The 21,513-nt window shown below is 62.6% G+C and carries 19 protein-coding genes; 5 read left to right on the top strand and 14 right to left on the bottom strand.

Annotated features, from left to right (window positions below):
- Position 1: 1 nt before the first annotated feature.
- The 3 genes from RCF49_RS06780 to RCF49_RS06770 all read right to left on the bottom strand — a co-directional run bounded on the left by RCF49_RS06780 (position 2) and on the right by RCF49_RS06770 (position 4,380).
- Complete coding sequence (locus RCF49_RS06780; protein WP_342643276.1) at positions 2-1,744, bottom strand: branched-chain amino acid ABC transporter permease; 1,743 nt, start codon at positions 1,742-1,744, stop codon at positions 2-4.
- 80 nt (positions 1,745-1,824) lie between these two features.
- Complete coding sequence (locus tag RCF49_RS06775) at positions 1,825-2,946, bottom strand: branched-chain amino acid ABC transporter permease (protein WP_342643275.1); 1,122 nt, start codon at positions 2,944-2,946, stop codon at positions 1,825-1,827.
- 177 nt (positions 2,947-3,123) lie between these two features.
- A complete protein-coding gene (locus tag RCF49_RS06770) occupies positions 3,124-4,380 on the bottom strand; it encodes a branched-chain amino acid ABC transporter substrate-binding protein (protein ID WP_342643274.1) in 1,257 nt (418 codons plus the stop codon).
- Between the two features lie 375 nt (positions 4,381-4,755).
- Between RCF49_RS06770 and RCF49_RS06765 the strand changes: the two genes are divergently transcribed.
- A complete protein-coding gene (locus RCF49_RS06765) occupies positions 4,756-6,066 on the top strand; it encodes an MFS transporter (RefSeq protein ID WP_342643273.1) in 1,311 nt (436 codons plus the stop codon).
- A gap of 119 nt (positions 6,067-6,185) precedes the next feature.
- On the opposite strand, the gene infA is transcribed toward RCF49_RS06765, so the two are convergent.
- The 8 genes from infA to RCF49_RS06725 form a co-directional block, all read right to left on the bottom strand.
- Positions 6,186-6,464: a translation initiation factor IF-1 gene (gene infA / locus RCF49_RS06760; protein WP_342643272.1), complete on the bottom strand. Its 279-nt coding sequence runs from the start codon at positions 6,462-6,464 to the stop codon at positions 6,186-6,188.
- Between the two features lie 42 nt (positions 6,465-6,506).
- Positions 6,507-6,713, bottom strand: coding sequence for a cold-shock protein (locus RCF49_RS06755; protein ID WP_342644139.1), 207 nt, complete (start codon positions 6,711-6,713; stop codon positions 6,507-6,509).
- A 151-nt stretch (positions 6,714-6,864) separates the two neighbouring features.
- Positions 6,865-7,668 carry an enoyl-CoA hydratase/isomerase family protein gene (locus tag RCF49_RS06750; protein ID WP_342643271.1) on the bottom strand — a complete coding sequence of 268 codons (804 nt, stop codon included), beginning with the start codon at positions 7,666-7,668 and terminating at the stop codon, positions 6,865-6,867.
- A 106-nt stretch (positions 7,669-7,774) separates the two neighbouring features.
- A complete protein-coding gene (locus tag RCF49_RS06745; RefSeq protein ID WP_342643270.1) occupies positions 7,775-8,689 on the bottom strand; it encodes a cupin-like domain-containing protein in 915 nt (304 codons plus the stop codon).
- Position 8,690: 1 nt separating this feature from the next.
- A complete protein-coding gene (locus tag RCF49_RS06740; protein ID WP_342643269.1) occupies positions 8,691-9,842 on the bottom strand; it encodes a GNAT family N-acetyltransferase in 1,152 nt (383 codons plus the stop codon).
- A 149-nt stretch (positions 9,843-9,991) separates the two neighbouring features.
- A complete protein-coding gene (locus RCF49_RS06735; RefSeq protein WP_342643268.1) occupies positions 9,992-10,564 on the bottom strand; it encodes a DUF924 family protein in 573 nt (190 codons plus the stop codon).
- A gap of 80 nt (positions 10,565-10,644) precedes the next feature.
- Positions 10,645-10,830: a 50S ribosomal protein L32 gene (gene rpmF, locus RCF49_RS06730; protein ID WP_342643267.1), complete on the bottom strand. Its 186-nt coding sequence runs from the start codon at positions 10,828-10,830 to the stop codon at positions 10,645-10,647.
- Between the two features lie 178 nt (positions 10,831-11,008).
- A complete protein-coding gene (locus RCF49_RS06725) occupies positions 11,009-12,610 on the bottom strand; it encodes a 5-guanidino-2-oxopentanoate decarboxylase (RefSeq protein WP_342643266.1) in 1,602 nt (533 codons plus the stop codon).
- 268 nt (positions 12,611-12,878) lie between these two features.
- Between RCF49_RS06725 and RCF49_RS06720 the strand changes: the two genes are divergently transcribed.
- The 3 genes from RCF49_RS06720 (at position 12,879) to ispG (ending at position 16,120) form a co-directional block, all read left to right on the top strand.
- A complete protein-coding gene (locus RCF49_RS06720) occupies positions 12,879-14,204 on the top strand; it encodes an alpha/beta fold hydrolase (RefSeq protein WP_342643265.1) in 1,326 nt (441 codons plus the stop codon).
- Between the two features lie 26 nt (positions 14,205-14,230).
- A complete protein-coding gene (locus tag RCF49_RS06715; RefSeq protein ID WP_342643264.1) occupies positions 14,231-14,719 on the top strand; it encodes a transcriptional repressor in 489 nt (162 codons plus the stop codon).
- A gap of 129 nt (positions 14,720-14,848) precedes the next feature.
- Entirely contained in the window at positions 14,849-16,120 is a 1,272-nt protein-coding gene (ispG, locus tag RCF49_RS06710) for a flavodoxin-dependent (E)-4-hydroxy-3-methylbut-2-enyl-diphosphate synthase (protein WP_342643263.1), read from the top strand.
- Positions 16,121-16,180: 60 nt separating this feature from the next.
- On the opposite strand, the gene RCF49_RS06705 is transcribed toward ispG, so the two are convergent.
- Positions 16,181-17,071 carry a polyprenyl synthetase family protein gene (locus RCF49_RS06705; RefSeq protein ID WP_342643262.1) on the bottom strand — a complete coding sequence of 297 codons (891 nt, stop codon included), beginning with the start codon at positions 17,069-17,071 and terminating at the stop codon, positions 16,181-16,183.
- A gap of 287 nt (positions 17,072-17,358) precedes the next feature.
- Between RCF49_RS06705 and mtgA the strand changes: the two genes are divergently transcribed.
- On the top strand, positions 17,359-18,138 hold the full coding sequence (gene mtgA, locus RCF49_RS06700; RefSeq protein WP_342643261.1) for a monofunctional biosynthetic peptidoglycan transglycosylase: 780 nt from the start codon (positions 17,359-17,361) through the stop codon (positions 18,136-18,138).
- Between the two features lie 5 nt (positions 18,139-18,143).
- On the opposite strand, the gene RCF49_RS06695 is transcribed toward mtgA, so the two are convergent.
- The gene (locus RCF49_RS06695) at positions 18,144-19,019 is read right to left on the bottom strand and encodes a hypothetical protein (protein ID WP_342643260.1); all 876 of its coding nucleotides are present in this window, start codon (positions 19,017-19,019) and stop codon (positions 18,144-18,146) included.
- The gene (locus RCF49_RS06690; protein ID WP_342643259.1) at positions 19,016-21,493 is read right to left on the bottom strand and encodes a Lon protease family protein; all 2,478 of its coding nucleotides are present in this window, start codon (positions 21,491-21,493) and stop codon (positions 19,016-19,018) included. Before RCF49_RS06690 ends, RCF49_RS06695 begins: the two co-directional genes overlap by 4 nt.
- Positions 21,494-21,513 lie beyond the last annotated feature (20 nt).

The following is a 21,513-nucleotide window of genomic DNA, read 5'->3' as shown; positions in this document are numbered from 1 at the left end:
TTCAGACCTTCTGGGCAACGGTGGCTGATGTGTGCGGAGCGGTCTGCTCGGCCCGGGTCTCGGCGTCGAGCTGCAATTCGCGGCGCTTGGCGGCGGACGGCCAGAGCCCTTCCGGCTTGATGCGCATGACCAGGATGATGGCAATCCCATAGAACAGGAACCGGAACTCGCCGAACTCGCGCAAGATTTCTGGCAGGCCGATCAGCACGGCTGCACCCACCACGACGCCGGGAAGGCTGCCCATGCCGCCGACGATGATCAGAGCCAGGATGTTGATCGAGATGATCAGCTGGAAGCTGTGCGGATAAATCGAGCCGAGCATCACCGCGAAGAGTGAGCCTGCAAGTCCGGCGAAGGCGGCGCCCAGGCCATAGGCGAGCAGTTTCACCTGGATCAGGTTGATGCCGAGGGCCTGAGCCACGTCCTCATCATCGCGGATCGCTTTCCAGGCGCGGCCGAGGCGAGAATCCTCGAGCCGCCAGGCGCAATAGGCCGCAATGAGAGAGGCCACCAGGGCGAGATAGAACAGGGATACGGGTGTCGAGAAATGAAAGTCGCCGATCTGGGGGCGCGGGATCTGCAAGATGCCCTTCGCGCCGGCAAGCAGGGGAGCTGCCGCATCGGAGAGCACGATCACGCGGACGATTTCGCCAAGTCCGAGGGTTGCCACGGCCAAGTAGTCGCCGCGAACCTTGAGCACGGGGATGCCGAACAGAATGCCCACGAGCACCGAGCAGAGGACGGCGATGGGCATCGCTTCCCAATAGGAGAGGTGGGCCAGGGCGAAGGGACTGTCGGCGGTCAATAGCCCGGTCACATAGGCGCCGACCGCGTAAAAGGCGACAAAGCCCAGATCCAGCAGGCCGGCAAGGCCCACTTCCAGGTTGAGGCCCATGCCCATCAGGGTGAACAGGGCGACCATGAGGAAAACCTGGCCGATGAAATTGCCGGCGAAGGCTGGGAACAGCACGAACAGGGCGGCCGCGAGCGCGAAATAACCCCAGCGCAGGTTGCGGCGCGTGGGCGAGGGCAGCTCGGCATATTGTGCCTTCACCCGACCGCCCACTGCCTGCCAAGCAGCAATCGCCAGGGCGACGATCACGAAGATGGTGATGGCGCCGTTCTGGGTGAGGCCGGTCCAGGTGTAAATGATGTCGTGCAGGGGCTTGGTGATGCTGCTGTTGGCGAGAACGGGCCTGAGCATCTCCTGGAAGAGACCGGCAATGCCGGCACCGCAGAGCCCGCCGATGACCGGGAGCCTCAGCCTGTCCGGCAGCAGCATGAGGCCTGCTCCAGCGGCGCCGAGGACCGCCCCGGTCAGCAGCATGAGCGGAATGCCGACCTGGGCTGAAAAGGTGAAGGTCAGCATCTTCAGGAGGAGGGGATCGAGGGATACGAAGATCCAGCGGATATTGTAGAGGCTGAGAAGGAGGGCCAGCAGAGAGACGACAGCTGCGGCGATCAGACCCGCAACGAGCCCGCCCAGAAGCAGCCCGCCATTGGTCCGCATCAGCCGCTGTCGCGCGACGAGAATGCCGGCCGTCAGATAGGCGAGCCCGAGCACGGCATAGCCGAGAGTAAGCTCGCCGACGATGATGGGGCGCTTGTTGAACAGGCCAAGAATGCCCACCGCCGCGAGGAAGACGCAGAGCAGGCCTGCCTGCAATCCCACGGTGCGGACATGCCGCCAGGGATCGTAGGTGACCTTTTCGATGCGGCTGGAGGCGACGACGTCAAAGGACACTGCTTTTCTCCATCCGTTTGCCGCTCAAGGCCGGCACTGCATCGGCCTCAAGCATCTGGCCTGAGCAGGCCGGCGGTGCCTCATGCGCGTTTCTTCGAGAGGGCTTCGCCGAACAGGCCCTGTGGGCGGAACACGAGCACCATGACCAGAAGGGTGAACGCGATGAGGTCACGCATCTGGTAAGGGGCGGGGATGCCGAGCCCATCGAGGAAGAGCGGGGGGCCGACCGATTCGATCACCCCGAGGAAGAAACCGCCGAACATTGCGCCGGGGATATTGCCGATGCCGCCGAGCACGGCCGCGCTGAACGCTTTAATGCCGGGCAGGAAGCCCATATAGAAGTAAATCTGCTTATAGACGAAGCAGTATAGCACGCCGCCGATGCCCGCCATGCAGGCCCCGAGGACAAAGGTGAAGATGATCACCTTATTCGCGTCGATGCCCATGAGGGCTGCGGCATCGCGGTCTTCGGAGACTGCCCGCATGGCGCTGCCCATCTTCGTCTTCTGAACGATGAGATACAGCACCAGCATTGCCGCAACCGCGGTGCCGATCAGGATGGGCTGGATCGCGGGCAGGCTCACGCCGAGAATATCAACGGTGCCCTTCATCCAGTCGGGATCGGGATAGGAACGGACATTCGAGCCGAACATACCGCGGAAAGCGTGCTGAATGACGAAGGACGCACCGATCGCGCAGATCAGCGGCGCGAGGCTCGCCACATGGCGGAACGGCCGGTAGCAGATCCGCTCGACAAGCAGGGCGGTGGTCACGCAGACCGCCATGGACAGGCCCATGATGCCCAGCATCGCGACGATGGGATAGGCATCGAGAAAACCGGTGCGATCGAAGCTGCGGGCCAGGAAATAGGCGGAGAAGGCGCCGGTCATGGTGATGTCACCATGAGCGAAATTGATGAGCCGCAGCACCCCATAGACCATGGTATAGCCCAGCGCGATGAGCGCATAGACCCCGCCGATCGTCAGCCCGAACATGACGAAATCGAACCAATGCGCGGCACTATAGGTGCCCTTGATCAGGGTAGCGATGGTGCCGACCACGACCAGGAGCAGAAGCCCGATTCGCAAGAGCCACAGCACCACGTCGACGATGGTGATCCGGTGGAGGTTGGCTTTGCGCAGAGACCAGGAGCGCTTCGAAGCGACGTGCGGCTTATCGACCGTTTCGGTTTGAAGAGCCATTCAAGCACCATCTCGCATATGTGCGCCTGACGCTGCCCAGACGCTTCGATCCGGGCTATGAACGGAGCACCAATCGCAGCAGCAACCGCCGAGGCTGAGCTCCGGGTCCGATGATCCGGTATCCCTCATCCCGGCGCCGTAGCGTACCGGGATGAGCGTCATTGCCGAAGATCAGTCCTACTCGGTCGGATAGATCTTCTTGGGGTTTTCGCCGACCTTGAATGTCGAGGGATCACTCTCGGTGAATTCATAGACGGCGAAGTTAAAGCCGCCGCACTGGCCGTGCTCGTCGCAATTGATTGGCCCACTGATGCCGTCCATGCCCTTGGTGGCATAAAGCGCATCGTTCAGAGCCTTGCGGCCAATGAAAGTGTTGCCGTCGGCATCGGTCTTTGCAACTGATTCGATCGCCTTGGCCAGCATCACGGCCGCGTCATAGGCCTGTGCATGGAAGGAGTTGATCGGCGCTTCGCCATATTTCTCGGTGTATTTCTCCACGAACTCGGGATAGCGCTGACCCATCGCATCCGGAGAAATATCAACATTGGTGACCCGGAAGCCAACCGCCGCATCGCCCGCCGCCTCGATCATGCCAGGAGCCATGACGGCGCTGCCGCCAATGATGTGCGTGTCCTTGAGGTCAGCAACTTCCGGCGCCTGCCGCAGGATCTGCGCGCTCGCCGCGACGAAGATCGGGAAGTACAAGACACAAGGCTTCTTGGTGCCGATGCCGGTGAGCACCGGGCGCATATCCACATCGGTGGGCGTCACCGCCTCTTCTGCGACCACCTCGCCGCCCAATTCGCGGAAATGCTTGGCCGCAGCCCCGGCAAGCTGGGATGCGTAGGGACTACCGTCGTGAATAGTGGCCAAGGTCTTGCACTGGAGCGTATTAAAGAAGTAGTTGGCGTCGTTCTTGCCCTGGTCGGCATCACTATAGATGGTGCGCAGGAACCCCTGATAGTCGGGCTTGCGATCCGGAGCGGTCAGGGATGGCGCTGTGCTTGCCGTGCCGATGCTGCTGATACCGGCCTTCCACAGGATCGGCGCGGCGGTGGTGGCCGCACTGGAGCAAGCCGGGCCCAAGACGGCGACCACGTTGGGAAGAGAGGCAAGCTTGGTCGCGGCGGTTTGTCCGCCCTCGGCACTGCAGGCGTCGTCCTCGACCACGAACTGGATGGGATGGCCGGCGATGGTATTCTCGATGTCATCGAAGGCGATTTCGGCACCGCGCTGAGAGTCAAGACCGAGCGCCGTATCCGGGCCCGAGGTCACCCAGTAGCCGCCGATCACCATGGGGGCGCCCTTCGGGATTTCGACGACGCCGAGCTCGTCGGTCACCGGGCCCTTGGTTTCACCATATGCCGTGCCTAGCCCTGCCGCGAGTAGTGCGGCAGCAACTGCGGAGATCCCGTAAGAACACCGCTTGATCATGAATGAACACTCCCCTTTAGACGACTCATTATTATTCGCCCGTTCATGTGCTGAACGCGCGTCGTTAAGTTCCGTCGGCCAGTGAAGGCCACCCCTGGGGTTTGTTTACATGGCATCTGCCTTATTCCCCATAAGGCCTATGCTGCACGCGCGAGATTTACCTGTCAACTTCATATATGACTGTCGACAGTTGTTCTCGCTCCCAGCTTTGCAGCGGCGCCGCTGGTAATTTGGGCGCGTGTCGCATCTTGGTCGCAATCAGGGCGCAAGTCTCGCCGTGTTTCTGTCTCTTGCTGAAGACAATCACCCTCAGGGCTTGCAAAGGCAAGTCCGAGCCGTCCGATGTCGCCCTTTCCCAGAATTTAGCAGACAGACATGAGTGAACTTACCACTTCAGCCGAACTTCCCGGCCATAACGCGGCCGGGCGCGTGATGATTGCCAGCCTGGTGGGCACGGCCATCGAATTCTTTGATTTCTATGTCTATGCGACGGCTGCCGCCCTGGTGCTCGGGCCGTTGTTCTTTCCCAGCGAATCGGAAACGGCACAGCTGCTCAGCGCCTTTGCCACTTTTGCCATCGCGTTCGTCGCCCGGCCGGTCGGCGCGGCCTTGTTTGGGCATTTCGGCGACAAGATCGGCCGGAAGTCGGCGCTTGTGGCAACGCTGATGATCATGGGCATCTCGACCACGCTGATCGGACTTCTGCCGACCTATGCCCAGATCGGCTATTGGGCACCGATCATGCTCTGCATGCTGCGCTTTTGCCAGGGGCTCGGCATTGGCGGCGAGTGGGGTGGAGCAGCCTTGTTTGCCGTCGAGAATGCGCCCGCCTCCAAGCGCGCCTGGTTCGGCATGTTCCCGCAGCTCGGGGCACCGATCGGTTTCATCGCCGCGAACGGACTGTTTCTGATCTTGGCGGTGGGACTCGAGGATGGTGATTTCCGCAGCTGGGGATGGCGGATACCCTTCCTCATGAGCGCGTTGCTGGTGGCGGTCGGTCTCTATGTACGGCTGGCGCTCGTCGAATCCCCCGTCTTTCAGGAGGCAAGCCGCCGGCAAGAGCAGGTCGGGGTGCCTGTCGGCGCGCTTTTTGCCAGCTATGCCTGGCCTACACTGCTTGGCACGCTGTCCATGGTCGCCTGCTATGCGCTGTTCTATCTTTCTACGGTCTTTGCGCTGGGATACGGGGTCAACCGCCTCGGGTTCTCGCGCGAGGCATTTCTCGGGGTCGAATGTTTCGCGATCCTGTTTCTAGCGGTGGGCATCCTGCTTTCGGCTTGGTGGAGCGACCGTTTCGGACGCAAGCCAGTGCTTCTCACCGGGCTGGTGCTCACCGCGGTTTCCGGTTTTCTTCTCGCGCCCGCCTTCGCCACCGAGTCAGCGCTTGCCGTCACGCTGTTCCTCTGCCTCGCGCTCTTGCTGATGGGGATCATTTTTGGCCCGATGGGGGCCTTGCTGCCCGAGCTGTTTCCCACAGCCGTCCGCTATACCGGAGCATCGATCACCTACAGCGCCGGGGGCATCCTCGGGGCATCGTTCGCGCCCTATCTTGCGCAGGTGCTCGCAGATTGGGGTGGCCTCGCCTGGGTTGGCGGCTATCTCAGCGTGGCCGGCGTGATCAGCCTCTGGGCGGTGAGCCAGATGCGCGAGACGCGGGATGATGATCTGACGGCAATGGCGGGTTGAGCATCATGCGTGGGTCGAGCCTCGCCAGTGCTGCGGGACCGGAGTTGCCCCATAAAAAGACACCGGGCATGACCCGGTGTTTCCTTCAGCTGCCTTAGCCGACTTATCCGCTGCAGGACTCAACGGCGCCGGAACGGCTGCCGCCGCTGCTGGCCGGCGCCAGCGCCACCACCACCCTCAACCTTGTGACGGAAGGTGATGCGACCCTTGTCGAGGTCATAGGCAGTCATCTCGACGGTAACGCGATCGCCTAGCAATGTCCTGATCTTGTTGCGCTTCATGCGCCCAGCGGTGTAGGCGAGCACCTCATGATCATTGTCAAGCTTAACGCGAAAACGCCCTTCGGGAAGGACGTCCACAACAGTACCCTCGAACTCGAGAAACTCCTCTTTAGCCAAAGATCAGTCCTTTCAGACGCATATGCCGCATGGCCGCTCCGCTCAAACGGGGCGCAAATTCGTAGCCGATTGACGACCCTGGCGATCCCGCGCCAATTCGTAAGCAATCTTCTGCTTGTCGCGCAACATGCCCATACCAGCCGCCTCAACTGCGCTGATATGAACAAAGACATCCTTCCCGCCCTCATCCGGCTCGATGAAGCCGAACCCTTTGGTGGCGTTGAACCACTTCACGGTTCCCGTTGCCATCATGATCTCCTTCACGTTGACGCCTCGGGCAGACGCTCAGAGGCGACGAGACCTCAGGTAGTGGCTTCAGAAACCGGCGCGGTTCGCGAGCGGATTAACGAGAAGCATGACACGCCATTAGGTCGACCGGCGTAATATAGTGCCAAGGCGGCTAGTCGTCCAGTGAAACGGGAGCCGGAAGACGGCCCGCCGCGGCGTGTCTCCTGGCTGATTCGGCCGACCTCGGACGGGCCTCATCCATGGCCAGACTCGCCTCAATGGCGAAGGCATAGGCCTCGTCAATCGGCAAGGCGAGCTGCTTGCGGAAGGCACGCTTGGCGAGCTTCAAGCTTTGCGGCGCGGAAGCGATGAGCCGTTCGGCCAGCCGGTCCACGGTCTCATCGAGCTCGTCTTCCGGCACGACCTGACCAATCAGGCCCATGATGACTGCGTCTGCAGCCGATACAGGCTCAGCGCCGAGCAGGATGCGCAGGGCATGCTTGGCCGCTATGTTTCGGCTGAGCGAAACCATGGATGTCCACTCGGGCGCGCCCTTGTCGAGAAGACTCGCACCGAAGGTTGCTTCCGGTGAAGCAATGGCGAAATCCGCGGCGAGTACGATGTCGAGGCCCGCACCATAAGCGACGCCGCGAATCTTGCTGATCACGATCTTGGGCGAGGCCCCGATCAGGCGGACGAGCTTCACGGTGCTCTCGCGGAACTGGCGCGCCTGCTCCGGATCGCCGGAGGTGGCCAGATCGCCCAGGTCCTCGCCGGCACAGAAGCTTTCGCCGGCGCCTTGGATGATCAGAACCTTGATCTCGTTGTCCGCCTCGAGCGCCTGGAGCATGAAAAGGAGGTTATCCACGATCCGCGGCGACAGCGCGTTGTTGGCCTGTGGCCGGTTGATCGTGAGTATGGCGATCTCGTCTTGAAGGGTGAGCTGAACGGGATCCTTCGCGGAGGCTATCGTCATCGGCAATCCGTTGAGGGGCATGCGAATAGGCATGCATGTCTGGCCACGGCCGGATCTCACCGGCCGCGCAGACTATCGGTTGCGATTACGGCATGAATCCGGCAGCTCAGCTCCCGTAGAAGTAGTTGGCCTTTCGTCCGAACAGCACGCGGCGGAGCACCCGGCGCGTCCGCTCCGAGCGGCGGAGAGGCTCGATGACGCCATGGGCCAGGTCGAAAGCGACCACCTTTGCTTTATCGAGCACGGGGCTGTGTCCCGGCGGGTTCTGCGGCATTCCCAGCCGCCGCAAAGCGCCGTTCATGAACCGGATCTTGTTAAGGCGAATGACACGGGCGCTCTTCCAGGTCACGGCCATGGAAATGGAATAGGCAGAGCCGGTCGCCACCCAGTGGGGCCAGAGATAGGGGATATGCACGCCTTCGCCGGGCATGAGCTCAAACAGCTCGGCCCTTTGTTCGAATTCGGGACGGTAGGGCTGGTTGCGATGCTTGTCCGGCGACATCTCCATGGCTTCTTCGCCCACGAGGCTGCGGTCCTCGTTATCGAAAACGCGGACGAATTTCTCACCATGGATGTGGACGAGAATGTTGTCCTCGCCATCGATATGGAAGGGCGTGATCGAATTGGCGGAGGACACGAAGACGAAGCCGCGAATGTCGGTCATGTCTTCAGCATCGAGGCCGGCGGCTTCGCGAATGTCGGCGATCACGCCTTCAAGCAGGCTCTTATATTCGGGATCCTTCTCGACATTCTTGATGACGAGCCAGGCATGGCATTGCTCTATCGAGCGGATCACCTCCGCGGGCGGCATATCGATGCGCGGCGTGTCCTCCGGGCGCTGACCGATCTCCACCTTGCCGGAATTGTATTCGATTCGGTCCCGATCGAGGTTCTGGGCCAGACGGATGAGCCGCTCAAGGCGGAACAATGGATGGGTCGCGAGGTGATGCTTGACCTTGAATGGGCGCTTCAGGAGCCGGTCGCGCGCCTCCTCAGCCGTAAGGGTCAGGTAATGTCCCATATCAACTCCTCCCGAATAGGGATGTCCTGGCGGATCGCCACGCGGCGAGGGTCCGGTTGCGCCCGATCTCGAGCAAGTGAAGGCTGCGTGCGCGCCATTCGGGGACGGTTTGCGGGGTTACGAGCACGTCTCCGATCGGCAAGCGGTCGTGCCAGAGGTGATCGATCATGGGATGGCCGGGCACGGCACAGGAATCGACCAAGGTCAGATCAGCACGACGGTCGAGCTCAGCCGTCACATCGAGCATGAGCAGCACCCCGGGCGAGAAACGGGCCAGGGATTCGTCATAGGCGATCTTGCCGAGCCAGGCTTGCGTCCCGGATATCATGGCGAAGAGCATGGCGATGGGGGCGCCGTCCAGGGAGAGCTCCCAGAACAAGAGCCGACCGTCCGACTTGAGACGCTGCGCCACCTCCCGAAAAAAGCGGGATGATTGCGGATCCTGGGCGATGGCGGTGCGGTTTCGTCCCTTCCAACCGGATGCCTCAAGGGCCTCGAAGCGGTCGAACCAGGCGGCGATGTCGTCGCGCGCGGAGAGGCTGCGAAACCTCACCGTGCCAAGTTCCTCCAAACGGGCCCGAAGCCTGCGGAATTCCTTGCGGCGCTTGCGGGGAAAGGCCGTTGCAAAATACTCGGCGAAGCTGCCATCCGGCCGGTAGCAGGCCCGTTCATGGGCGGCGGTCACGCTGAGACGGGCACCGGTCTCATCAGCCGCCTCGCGCAGGGCGGCCATGGCAGCGCCTTGCAGCGTCATCTGCGTGAGCAGTATCACATCACCGCGGGCGATGAGATCGGTGAAGCCCTGCACGGCGCTGCGGGCATTCATCAGGGGCGTGCCGAGAAAGTGATGGGCGTGGGACCAGCTCACCCAGGTGTTGATCGGAATGCCCCAACGCCAACGGGTATGTTCGAGAATGGCGACGCCAGCGAGATCGTGGCCGGCTTTCATGGTGACCAGCTCGGCCGGATGGCGCGGCGCGAGCTGCTGAAAGGCCGGGAGCACCCAGGCAGGGTCGGCGGTGATGCTGGCCTCGACGGCCGAATTGGTCAGCGCTGCCCATTCCGCTGCCGAAAGGGCAGCCTGCGCGGCATCGTCGAGCCCCGTGCTCCGACGGGCTCTTGTGACAATGTCGAGTTTCGATACGTAGGTCATGCGTGCCAACTCGGGGCGGATCAGATCGCTGATCCAGCCATCGGGCACATTGGAGCAAAGAACGGGCCAACCGGGGGTGGAGAGTTTACCAATTTAAGACAGGGGCAGCTTAAGGCGATGCCGCCGGGACAGGAGCGCCGCGATCCCGCTCAGCCGCTGAACCCGCCCTCGTCCAGAAAGCGCTGCTCGTCCTCGGTCATTTCACGGCCGAGCAAGGGATTGCGATGGGGAAAGCGGCCGAAGCGACGGATGATGTCCGCATGTACCTGCGCCCAGTGGAGGCTGTCCTCTAGGCCAGATCTGGCGGATAAGGCGATGCAGGCGTCCTGATCGGCCAGAGCCTCGGAATGCATGAAGGGAAGATAGACCCAGGAGCGCAAATCGACCGGTAGGGCGAGGTCCTGGCCGGCGGCGACCATATGCTTGGCCACTGCGAGTGCCTTCGCATCGGCCGCGAACATCGCTGCTGTCCCGCGATGGATGTTGCGCGAGAATTGGTCGAGGAGAATGATGAGGGCGAGCGCGCCCTCGGCTGTCTCAGCCCAGGCATCGTAAGCGCCGCGCTTGGCATGCTCGAGCGCTGTGCCGAAACGTTCCGCAATCTCGCGATCAAAAGCCGGATCAGGGGTGAACCAGCGCTCAGGCGGCTGGTTGAGCCAGAAATCGAGGATCGCTTGGGGTGCGAGGATATGCGCCCCTTGCTGCGTGTCCTGCTTTGTCATGGGAAAGTCCGGCATTGGCGAGCCTTACCGCTGAAGGCGCCAACAAAAATCCCCGAAACCAGCGATTTCGGGGATCTTCATCAGAACTCCTCGCGGGGCTCCAGGATCTGCCGGCCGCGATACATCCCGGTCTTCAGATCGATGTGGTGCGGCCGGTGCAATTCGCCCGACTGCTTGTTCTCCACATAGGTGGGATTTTCCTTAGCGTGACCCGAGCGGCGGTTGCCGCGACGCATCGGGGAGCTTTTTCTTTTCGGAACAGCCATAATCTTCTCTCCTCGCGACAGCATCAGCGCGAAGGACGCACCGGTTGTCACGTCATCCGATCGCTAAAACTTGACGTGGGCGGCCTTATACAGCGTCGCCCCGCAGATGGCCAGAGCCGTTTGCATGCTCTGTAAAGCTTGCCGGCGGCAATTCGCCCATGCCGCCGACCTCACGTGATCAAAGAGCGGTATCGCGGCGGAATTCGATCAAGGTCGGCACTGAAACGGTGAGCGCCTCTTTGATCGCCGATTCCAGCTCCGACAGGGAATTTGCCCGCAAGCCGCGGCAGTTGAAGGCTTTGGCGAGAGCGGGGAAATCCGGGTTCTGAAGCGTCACCGCATTCGGCTTGATGCCCTTCTTCACCATATCGTCGTGGATCTCGGCCAAGGATTCCGAATTCCACAGAATGATGGGCAGACACAGACCGGCTTCGGCGGCGGTGCCAAGTTCGGGGCAGCAATATTGAAAGCTGTAATCGCCGGTGATCAGGGCCACCGGCCGGTCTGGCGCGCCGAGCTTTGCGCCGATCGCTGCGGGAAGGCCATAACCCAAGGTGCCGAAGCCGATGGGGTGACACCAACTGGCCGGCACGTTCATGGGGAAGACCTGATTGGCCGAATAGGCAAGCTGTGTCTCGTCGCTCACCACGATCGTGTCATCGGGCAGGGCCCTGCGGATCACTTCCAGCACCTTGCGGTGCATCTTGCGTGAGTCCGATTCATTGGCCTCGACCTCCGAGCGCAGACCCGAAACCCAGGACGGGGTGATCCGCGACTTCGGCGCCTCGCCATGGCGGCCGATCGCAGCAAGGAGGCCCTCGAGTGCCGCCTTGGCGTCGGACAAAATGGCAATGGCGGCGGAATGGGGGAAGGCGATCTTCTGCGGATCAACGTCGACCCTAATGAGAGCACCGCGGAACTGGATGTTCTCGCCGTCCAGCCAGAAATCGGTCTCGGCAAGCTCGGTGCCGACAGCCAGTACGACATCGGCTTCGGACAGGAGCTTCTGGATCCGCGCATCAACCATGTTGGCGCCGAGGCAGAGCGGGTGGTCGGTTGCAACCACGCCCTTGCCGGCGATGGTGGTCACCACGGCTGCACCCACCATCTCGGCAATGCGCCGGGCCTCCTCGGATGCACGAACCGAACCGCCGCCGAGGACCATGATCGGGCGCTCCGCTTTCAGCAGGAATTCGGCCGCCCGGTCGATCAGTGCCGGGTCGGGCTGGGGGAGTCCCGCGAGGGCGCGAGGCTCCCAATCGCCTTCAACCGGGCTTTTCAGGACATCGATTGGAATTTCCACATAGGCGGGCTGTGGCCTGCCTGAACGGATGGCGGTGATCGCGCGGGCAATCACGTCCGGCACATCCGCGGACGAGGTCGCTATAGCCGCAAAGCCCGCCACATTGCGTGCAGCCCCGAGCTGGTCGATCATTTCGTGAAGCCGGCCGCGGGCCTGACCCAAATCCGGCAGATCAAGCGTGCTCGAAATGACCAGCATCGGCGCCGAGTCCGCGTAGGCCTCGCCGATTGCGGTCAGAATATTCGTGAGACCCGGTCCAGTGATCGTGAAGCAAACAGCCGGCTTGCCCGTTACCCTGCCATAGCCATCAGCCATGAAACCGGCGCCCTGCTCATGGCGCGGCAGCACATGGCGGATCGAGGACCGGGGAAGCGCCCGGTAGAACTCGACATTGTGAACGCCGGGAATTCCGAAAGCCTGCTCAAATCCATATCCCTCCAGCAGACTGACCAAAGCCTCGCCCGTCGACTGCGCCATTGTTGCTCCTTCTCTGACACTCCCACCCCAACGTCGCTAGCTTCGTACTCTGGCTTTTGTCCAAACGCCAGCGCCGAAAATCGCCTGGAGCCGCGCGCTGGGGTTGACGCAAACCCAATTAGCACGGCTTGCTGGAAACACCGGATGTAATAGTCCTTAGCCAGTCGAGATGGGGCGGCTCTGGCTGATGAACAATCGTATAATACTGAATCTGGTAAGGGGGCCCACAGGCAAGTTTATTGCGCGGCCGTGGTTCGATCGGCTCGCCATGGCGGGCCTCAAACGGAGCTATCTGCCGCGGTTCCGGCAATGGGCGGCCGCCAATGCGGCGGGCACGGATGTGAACAAGTTCCTCGAGGAGGTGGGCGCCGGGCCGCTGCTCTTGGGGAAATCCGAGATCAGGCGCCTCCTCGCCGAGATGGCCGATGCCCGCCGACGGCGCGCGCTGGCGGAAGCACGCTGGGAAGACTGCTCGTTCGGTCGGGGTGCGGCCGCGCCAGGCCTCATGGCAACCATCGAGACGGAGCGGCTCGATGCGGCACATGCGCATAATCTTCTGTTCCGCCGCTTCGGCCGGCTGCGCTACCGCCATAGGGTGCCGGCCGCCAAACGGGAGATCCCGACCCCAGCCGAAGCGCGCACGGCTTTCGATGCTCTCGGCGGCTTTGATGAGGAAGCCCTCTATCGCATGCCCGCGGAGACGCCGGTCCTGACCTCGGCGCCGCTCGAAGGGGCAATCGGCCGGCAGTACTGGATCAGCTTCCGCTCGCCATGTTCTGCAACGGGAGATTACGTCACGGCCTGGGTCTATGAGCCGCGTGGGATCATCAATCCCCCGACCCTCATCTTCGGGCATGGAATGGGCATGGATTTCGACCATTGGAAGGGGTTGAAATCAGGAGCCATCCCGCATGTGCAAGCGGGCATCCGGGTGATCTGGCCGGAGGCACCATGGCATGGGCGGCGCATCCCGCCGGGGCTCTATTCGGGCGAGGCGTTCGCCGCGCGGATGCCGCTCACCGCGTTCACCGGGCTGATTTCGGCGGTGCTCGAATGGGCCATTCTGTTGCGCTGGGCGAAGGCCACCTCCACAGGGCCAGTCGCCGTCGGCGGGATCAGCCTGGGGGCGCTGACGGCGCAGATGGTCGCGACCAAATCCCAGTATTGGCCCCGCGCCTTCTGGCCCGATGCACTTTTCCTGATCACTCATTGTGCCAGTTTGTGGCATGTTTTTCTGGGGGAGCTCATTGATATCTGGGGCGGGCGGGAGCTGGTTCGGGAGGCAGGTTGGGATTTCGAGGCGATGTCGCCTTTTCTCGCTGTGACCGACCCTTGGGAGGAACCAACGGTGCCGCCGGACCTGATCGTTGCCCTCAATGGGCGCGATGACGAGATCACGCCTTATCTCAGCGCGGCCCACCTGCTCGACCGATGGCAGGTGCCGCCTGAGAACCGGTTCACCTGGCGGCGCGGCCATTTCTCCGTCCCGCTCGGGCTCATTCGCGAACAGGCGCCCATTGAGCGATTCAATGGGGTGCTGAACGGACTTGCGTCAAATTACGCCCGCCACGTTGAACCACCCGGGGCTGCGTAATATTATAACGGAAGAACGGAGCATCCATGGCGCATACCGATTTTCCTTCATCCGATCATGATCACGCGGCCTGTGTGGGCGAGACCATCGCCCGGGCGGAGCGCTCCTGCGCACGCGCAGGTGCGCGCCTCACGCCACTGCGCCGCGAGGTTCTCGAGATCATCGCCTCCGGACACGAAGCGGTGGGCGCATACGACATCATCGACCGTATGGCGCTGGCGGGCGATCGGCCGGCGCCGATCACCGTCTATCGCGCCCTCGACTTCCTGCGGGCCCAGGGTCTCGTTCACAAGGTCGAAAGCCGAAATGCCTATGTGGCCTGCACCCATGACCATGGGGATGCGGAACGCGCGGTGCTGCTGATCTGTGATCGTTGCGGTATGGTGCTGGAGGTTCAGGGCGCCGATGTCTTCGCCGCCATCAAGCGATCCGCCGAAAGCGTGGGCTTCGCGGTCGCCCGGCCGGTGGTCGAGGTGAACGGCACCTGCACGCAATGCGCGGCAAGCCGGGAGTAATCAAGCCAGTCCGTGTAGCTATCCAACCGGGCAGTCGTTCGTTAATCGTCCAGAAAAGGGCGGAGCGTATGTCTTGAAAGCGTCGCAGGGCCGTGTCAAAGACAAGGTCTCAAGTCCCAGGAATGCAAGATGGCTGATTTTCCGGATCTCCCCCGTCACAAGACTGTCGGCGTCATGGTCGGCGATGTCATGGTCGGCGGAGGCACACCGATCGTCGTGCAATCGATGACCAATACGGACACGGCGGATGCGGAAGCAACCGCTCGGCAGGTGGCCGCGCTGTGGCGTGCCGGTTCAGAGCTCGTCCGTATCACAGTCGACCGGCCGGAAGCCGCGGCGGCGGTTCCCCACATCAGGGAGAAGCTCGAGAAGCGCGGCCTCAACGTGCCGCTGATCGGCGACTTCCATTATATCGGCCACAAACTGCTCGCCGATTATCCCGCCTGCGCCGAAGCGCTGGCCAAATATCGGATCAATCCCGGCAATGTCGGCTTTCGCGACAAGCGCGACAAGCAATTCGCCATGATGATCGAGACGGCGCTGCGCTTCGACAAGCCAGTGCGGATCGGGGTCAATATGGGCTCGCTCGACCAGGAGCTTCTTACCAAGCTGATGGACGAGAATGCGCGCTCGCCCAAGCCGCTGACCGCGCGCGCGGTCATGCACGAGACCATGGTTCAGTCGGCGCTCATCTCAGCAGCCCGCGCCGAAGAGCTCGGCATGCCGCGCAATAAGATCGTGCTGTCGAACAAGGTGTCGACCGTGCAGGATCTGATCCGCTGCTATCAGATGCTGGCCGAGCGCTGCGACTATGCGCTGCATCTTGGCCTCACCGAAGCGGGCATGGGCTCGAAGGGCATCGTCTCCTCCACAGCCGGCCTCGCTGTGCTGCTTCAGCAAGGCATCGGGGATACGATCCGCATCTCGCTGACACCGGAGCCTGGGGCCGACCGCTCACTCGAAGTGCGCGTCGGCCAGGAGATCCTGCAGGCGATGGGCTTGCGCGCGTTCTCACCGCAAGTGATCGCGTGCCCCGGGTGCGGGCGCACAACCTCCACGGTGTTCCAGGAGCTCGCGAAGGAGATCCAGGACTATATCCAGCAGCGCGTGCCGGAGTGGCGCGAGACCTATCGGGGCTTCGAGACCCTGCAGCTCGCGGTCATGGGCTGCATCGTCAATGGACCGGGCGAGTCCAAATATGCCGATATCGGCATCTCGCTGCCGGGTACCGGCGAGCTTCCGGCTGCGCCCGTCTTCGTGGATGGCAAGAAGGTCATGACCCTGCGCGGTGAAAATCTCGGCGAGCAGTTCAGGCAGCTGGTCGAGACTTATGTGGAACGCCGGTATGGGCTGGGCGCGCCCGCGGGTGAGCGCGTGGTGATGGCGGGAGCCGCCGAATAGGCAGGGCTCTCGCTTGCTCCGAGATCCCAACGTCTGAAGTGAGGGTGCTCTGCCCCTCTCTCAGCTCTTCCTCTCGACGATGAAATTCGCTGCCTCGCGCAGCATGTCGCCGCGGGCGCCAAATCGCTCCAGCAGCGCGGAGGCTTCAGCGACGAGCTCGCGCGCTCTGTTGCGTGCGCCTTCAACCCCTAAGAGCTGCACGAAGGTTGCCTTGCCCGCCGCATCATCCTTGCCGGTGCGCTTGCCGGTGACCACTTCGTCACCCTCCGCATCCAACAGGTCGTCAGCGATCTGGAATGCAAGGCCCACCTTCTCGGAATAGCCGACCAATGCGCGGCGCTCATCGGGAGCCGCGCGACCGAGGATGGCGCCGGCCTCAAGGGAATAGCGGAACAGGGCACCGGTCTTCATGGCCTGCAGCTTGACGATATCGTCAAGCTTGAGCGGCGTTGCACTGGTCTCGGCCTGCAGGTCCAGCATCTGTCCGCCGACCATGCCGTCTGCGCCGGCGGCGCGTGCGAGATGGAGCACGAGCTCGGCGCGGATATCCGCGTCGGGATGGGTTTCGGGATCAGCAAGGATCTCGAAGGCGAAGGTGAGCAGGCCGTCACCGGCCAGAATGGCGGTCGCCTCATCATAGGCAATGTGGGCCGTCGGCTTGCCGCGGCGCAGGTCGTCGTCGTCCATGGCGGGCAGATCATCATGCACTAGCGAATAGCAGTGCACGCATTCCAGCGCAGTGCCCACACGTAGGGCGCGCGTCGGGTCCACATCGAACAAGGCGCTGCTTTCCCGCACGAAGAACGGCCGGAGGCGCTTGCCCTGGCCGATGCTCGAATAGCGCATGGCTTCGATGACCCGGGGCGCCGCAGCGCCTCTGACAGGGAGCAGATGCTCGAGCATCTGATCGACTTGGCGGGCAGTTTCCTTCAAACGTGTTTCAAATGACATGGAGGGCGGTCCGGAAAAGTTCCTGTTCCGAGCGAGGGGCATGCCCTCAAGCGGCTTCGTCAAGTCATCTTCCGATTGACCAGCGGCGAAAAGTAGTTTGCCGTAACTGGTTGGAGGCATGCTTCACGAATTCGTCTGGTGCTGTCATACGGGGGCGCAGGCCAACACGCAATCGCGACGGATCGGGAATGAGGAATTTTCCGAGAGGAGTCTCGTTTCCTCTTGAGGTCCGGTCGTTTGATAGAGCAGGGGGACCGCCGGTCTCGAAAGAGGAACAGGACGATCAGGTGGCGAGCGATAGCGAGATCATCGCGACACAGGATGAGGAGATCGACCGCACGGGAGCGGGCCCAGGCTGGCTGCGCCGCGTGTTTCGCCGGCCTCACCTTTTGCAGAAGCTCGCGCAGGGCAGGCGGGCGTTGGTGAAGCGGCTGGCGCTGATCATCGGCGGACTGCTCCTTCTGCCCTACCTCATCACGCTTGTTTACGCGGTGGTGCCGCCACCAGCCTCGGCGCTCATGCTGATCCGTCTCATCCAAGGCGTGATTCCCCATTACGACTGGGTGCCGATGGATGATATCTCGCCCCATCTCGCGCGAGCCGTGATCTCGTCGGAGGATCAACGCTTCTGCATGCATTCGGGAATTGACTGGGTGGCGGTCAGCCGGGTGATCGAGGATGACGAATCCCGTGGCGCGAGCACCATCACCATGCAGACGGCGAAGAACCTGTTCCTGTGGCCAGGGCGATCCTATCTGCGCAAGGCGCTCGAGGTGCCGCTTGCCTTGTGGATCGACCTCATCTGGTCCAAACGGCGGGTGATGGAGGTCTATCTCAATATCGCGGAATTCGGCAGGGGCATCTACGGAGCAGAGGAGGCCGCCCGCCGCCATTTCGGCAAGCGCGCCAAAGATCTTACCCGGCGGGAAGCCGCATTGCTGGCGGCCGTGCTGCCCAATCCGCTGGTCCGTTCAGCCGGCAAGCCTGGACGGCTTACCAACCGGATCACCAACCTCATTCAACGACGCATGGCCGGCATCGGGCCATATGCTGTCTGTGTGAACTGAACGGATCACGCCGGATCACCCATGCCTTCCCGCTTATCCGGCCGGCGAAGGAGAATAACCGGTGCCGCAGCGGCGGAAAGCAGTGCCAGAGCGGTGGGATCGTCACGGAACGGGCTGCCGGAGAGGTCGGCCGTCACCAAGGATGCGCCAATCTCACGCAAAAGGCCGGCCAAATGGCTGAGTTGACCGCCGATCAAGCGGTAGATCGTGATCGGGCGGTGCAAAGCTGCCTCGTGGAGCTCGGATCCCAGCCGTGTCATTGCAGCCTCATCCGGGGCCACGAGCAGCACGCCAAGATTTTCCCGGCGCGCATCCGCCAAAGAGGCTGCGAATTGGACCACATTGGGAGAAAATCTATCCGCAGCCGATAGCAGGGCAAGCGGTCCGCGAACGGGCCGCGCCAAACGTGGCACGACCACCAGCCCCGCGCCTTTGAAACGCGGGCTGCGGGCGGCGGCAAGTGCCTGCAGCACGGTCGTTCCAGTGTGAGGATCTGCGCGCACAAGAACGAGATCCTCGGCTTCCGCGCTGGTTTCGATCTCATCGCGCAGCAAGCCGTGGGCGCGGTCGAAGCTCCAATGCAGCCGGGCGCGCCGCGCGGATTGGGAGAGCGCCCTCTCGCAGGCGGTTGCCTCGCGCTGAATGGCCGCCTGCATGCGCTCGCGGGTCACCTGGCCAGGGCCTGCGCCAGGCGCCTGCACCAGCCTTACGAAAGGCAAGTCGGCCAGGGTGGTCAGGGTCGCGTCTTCCACAAAAACGCCGTGAACGGCCGAGCGGGTCGCTCGCGCGATGCTCGTTGCGGTCTCCACCAGAAGATGCGGTTCTCCGGCGCTGTCAAAGCCGACGACGATCCGCCGGAACCGCGCGGATCGAGTGGTCATGATGGCGTCTCCTTGCCTGACATCTTGCCATTTTCGGCGGCGAAACGATGGCGGAGCGAGGCATAGCTCTCGAGCTTCTTTTCAACCAGTGCATTGATCGTGTCCGGAGGGAACTGGCCATCAGATCCGCGCTTGCCGGCCTGGCGCCCGGTCAGCACCTCGATGCCCTGATCGATCGTCTCGATGGGATAAATGTGGAATTTGCCCTCGGCAACGGCGGCCACCACGTCTTCACGCAGCATCAGGTGCTGGACGTTGGATTTGGGGATCAACACGCCCTGGGTGCCGGTCAACCCGCGCGCATTGCAGATATCGAAGAAGCCTTCGATCTTCTCGTTCACGCCGCCGATCGCCTGGACTTCACCGAACTGGTTGACGGAGCCGGTGACGGCGAAGTTTTGGCCGATGGGCACCTCGGACAGGGCCGAAAGCAGGGCATAGAGCTCAGCGGACGAGGCGCTGTCGCCATCGACGCCGCCGTAGGATTGCTCGAAGACGAGGGTGGCCGACAAGGAGGGTGGTGCCTCGAGCGCATAATTGGATGAGAGATAGCCGGAGAGGATCAACACACCTTTGGAATGGAGCTTGCCGCCCAGCTCGGACTCGCGCTCGATGTCGACCACCTTACCCGCGCCCAGGCGCACACGCGCGGTTATGCGGCTGGGCCGGCCGAAGCGGAACTGGCCATAGGCGGTCACGGCAAGACCATTGATCTGGCCGACGGCTGCGCCATCAGTGTCGATCAGCACGATGTCGCGCGTGATCGATTCCTGCGAGAGCTCACGTATCCTATCGGAGCGCCGGATCTTGGCTTCCACCGCCTTTGACACATCGCGGGCGGTGATCTCACGCCGGCCGGCCTCGCCTGCCCAGAAGTCCGCCTCCATCATCAGATCCGCCAATCGGGCCGTTTGTACCGTCACCTTTCGCGAATCATCGGCCATGCGCACGGCCTGCTCGATCACCCGGGACACGCCATCCGCCGTCAGCGGGCGCAGCCCTCTATAGCGGGCAATTGTCGCGATCAGCCGCACATAGAGCTGCATGTTCTCCGGCGTGCGCGGGATCTCCTCGTTGAAATCGGCCTCGACCTTGAAGAGGTCGCCGAATTCGGGATCCAGGCTCGCCAGCATATAATATAGGACGCGATCGCCGATCAGCACCACCTTGAGGTCCAGAGGGATTGGATCCGGCTCGAGCGAGACGGTGCTGATGATGCCAAGCTGCTCGCCAGGCGAGATGATCGTGACCGATCGGCTGCGCAGCGAGCGTTTCAATGCATCCCAGGACATTGGATGCATGAGCACCTTGGCGACATCGAGAATGAGATAGCCGCCATTGGCCCGATGCAGCGCGCCGGACCGGATCAGGGTGAAGTCGGTGGTCAGCGCGCCGAACTGCGCGGTGTGCTCGATCCTGCCGACGAGATTGTAGAGGGTCGGGTGATCCTCCTGAATAACCGGCGCGCCCTGAGGAGGGCGGCCGTGGCCGGTCTCGCCCTGATGGCCAACGATGACATTGACCATATAGCGTCTGAAGCGTGGATCCTCGTTGCGGTTCGGGCCGCGGAACACGATCTCCTGCTTGGCGTCTTCCTGGACGGATTCGATGAACAGGTTGGCGTTCTTGACCAGATCCTCCCGCACGGCGCGGAGGTGGTCGAGGATCGCTTCGTGCTTGGGGAATTGCTGAGCGATCTGGTCAATGGACGCCCCCACGGCACGCTCGGCGAATTCCGCATTGAGCGCACGCACGGCGTCGCGGCGCTCCTTCTCGATCAGCGGGACCTCCTGCAAGACCTTTTCGAGCTCCTTCTGCAGGCTCTGGATCACCTCCTCGATGCGGCCGCGCTGCTCCTCGGGAAGCGCATTGAACTCCTCAGGCTTCAGCACCTGCCCGTCGCGAACCGGTGCGAGCGCGAAGCCCATGGGGGTGCGCACGATCGAGATGTTTTCAGCGGCCGCCTTCTGTTTCAGCTCATCGAAAGCGCCGCTCTGGCGCTCTTCGAAGCGCTCGTCCAGGGCGCGGCGGCGGTTGCGATAGTCCTCCTGCTCGAACAGCGCTGGTATGTCGGTGCGCAGATCATCGATCAGGCTCGCCATCGCATCGCGAAAGCGCAGAGCGGTGCCGGGCGGCAGCCGGATCGCCCGCGGCTTGGTCGGGATCTGGAAATTGGCGACATAGACCCAGTCATCGGGGACGGGCTCATTGGCCGCCTTCTTCTGCAACAGGCGGCGAATGGCGGTGTGGCGGCCCGAGCCATGGGCGCCGAGCAGGTAGAGATTATAGCCCGGCCGATTGATGCTGGTGCCGAACCGGATCGCCTCAAGCGCTCGGTCCTGACCGATCAGCTCCTCGACGGCCTCTAGTTCTTCGGTGGTCTTGAAGGTGAACTGCGCCGGGTCGCAACGATAGCGAAGGGCTTCTGGCGAAAGTGTAAAATGCTTCGGCGCCTTGGGCGGCTCACTGTTCATGTCGCTGATCCTTATGGTGC

The organism is Rhodoligotrophos sp. CJ14 (genome assembly GCF_038811545.1).
GTDB lineage: Bacteria > Pseudomonadota > Alphaproteobacteria > Rhizobiales > Im1 > Rhodoligotrophos > Rhodoligotrophos ferricapiens.
This window is presented reverse-complemented; position numbering and strand designations above follow the sequence as displayed.

Bases quoted from the DNA above. Each gene is read 5' to 3' on its own strand.
- RCF49_RS06770 (WP_342643274.1), bottom strand. From the start codon at position 4,380: ATGATCAAGCGGTGTTCTTACGGGATCTCCGCAGTTGCTGCCGCACTA.
- RCF49_RS06765 (WP_342643273.1), top strand. From the start codon at position 4,756: ATGAGTGAACTTACCACTTCAGCCGAACTTCCCGGCCATAACGCGGCC.
- RCF49_RS06775 (WP_342643275.1), bottom strand. From the start codon at position 2,946: ATGGCTCTTCAAACCGAAACGGTCGATAAGCCGCACGTCGCTTCGAAG.
- rpmF (WP_342643267.1), bottom strand. From the start codon at position 10,830: ATGGCTGTTCCGAAAAGAAAAAGCTCCCCGATGCGTCGCGGCAACCGC.
- RCF49_RS06705 (WP_342643262.1), bottom strand. From the start codon at position 17,071: ATGTCATTTGAAACACGTTTGAAGGAAACTGCCCGCCAAGTCGATCAG.
- RCF49_RS06715 (WP_342643264.1), top strand. From the start codon at position 14,231: ATGGCGCATACCGATTTTCCTTCATCCGATCATGATCACGCGGCCTGT.
- RCF49_RS06725 (WP_342643266.1), bottom strand. From the start codon at position 12,610: ATGGCGCAGTCGACGGGCGAGGCTTTGGTCAGTCTGCTGGAGGGATAT.
- RCF49_RS06740 (WP_342643269.1), bottom strand. From the start codon at position 9,842: ATGACCTACGTATCGAAACTCGACATTGTCACAAGAGCCCGTCGGAGC.
- RCF49_RS06755 (WP_342644139.1), bottom strand. From the start codon at position 6,713: ATGGCAACGGGAACCGTGAAGTGGTTCAACGCCACCAAAGGGTTCGGC.
- RCF49_RS06750 (WP_342643271.1), bottom strand. From the start codon at position 7,668: ATGACGATAGCCTCCGCGAAGGATCCCGTTCAGCTCACCCTTCAAGAC.
- RCF49_RS06745 (WP_342643270.1), bottom strand. From the start codon at position 8,689: ATGGGACATTACCTGACCCTTACGGCTGAGGAGGCGCGCGACCGGCTC.
- RCF49_RS06735 (WP_342643268.1), bottom strand. From the start codon at position 10,564: ATGACAAAGCAGGACACGCAGCAAGGGGCGCATATCCTCGCACCCCAA.
- RCF49_RS06690 (WP_342643259.1), bottom strand. From the start codon at position 21,493: ATGAACAGTGAGCCGCCCAAGGCGCCGAAGCATTTTACACTTTCGCCA.
- RCF49_RS06695 (WP_342643260.1), bottom strand. From the start codon at position 19,019: ATGACCACTCGATCCGCGCGGTTCCGGCGGATCGTCGTCGGCTTTGAC.
- RCF49_RS06720 (WP_342643265.1), top strand. From the start codon at position 12,879: ATGGCGGGCCTCAAACGGAGCTATCTGCCGCGGTTCCGGCAATGGGCG.
- ispG (WP_342643263.1), top strand. From the start codon at position 14,849: ATGGCTGATTTTCCGGATCTCCCCCGTCACAAGACTGTCGGCGTCATG.